Consider the following 326-nt stretch of genomic DNA (forward strand, 5'->3'; position numbering starts at 1 on the left):
CAAGACTGATGCGCGATCCGGCGCGATCAAGTTTCCATGACAAGTGAACCCTGCGGCGAAGCCCGCGTTGGTTTTGCGAGTGAACAGCCGGAGCCCTTCCATGACCCAGACCAAGCGTATCGTCCTCGCACGCCGTCCCAAAGGACGTCCGAAGCCCACCGACTTCCGCGTCGAAACAACGGATCTGCCCAAACCGAAGGACGGCGAGTTGCTGCTGGAGACGCTTTACCTCTCGCTCGACCCCTATATGCGCGGTCGTATGAGCGATGCGAAATCCTATGCCGACCCGGTCGGGATTGGAGAGGTGATGGTGGGCGGCACCGTCT

Annotated in this window: 1 pseudogene; it reads left to right on the forward strand. The window is 60.7% G+C overall.

Features of this window, described 5'->3' with window-relative positions:
* Positions 1–100: 100 nt before the first annotated feature.
* A pseudogene (locus E2K76_RS20215) lies at positions 101–326 on the forward strand (NADP-dependent oxidoreductase); the annotation flags it as partial.

Source organism: Falsirhodobacter xinxiangensis (genome assembly GCF_004959935.1).
Classification (GTDB): domain Bacteria; phylum Pseudomonadota; class Alphaproteobacteria; order Rhodobacterales; family Rhodobacteraceae; genus Falsirhodobacter; species Falsirhodobacter xinxiangensis.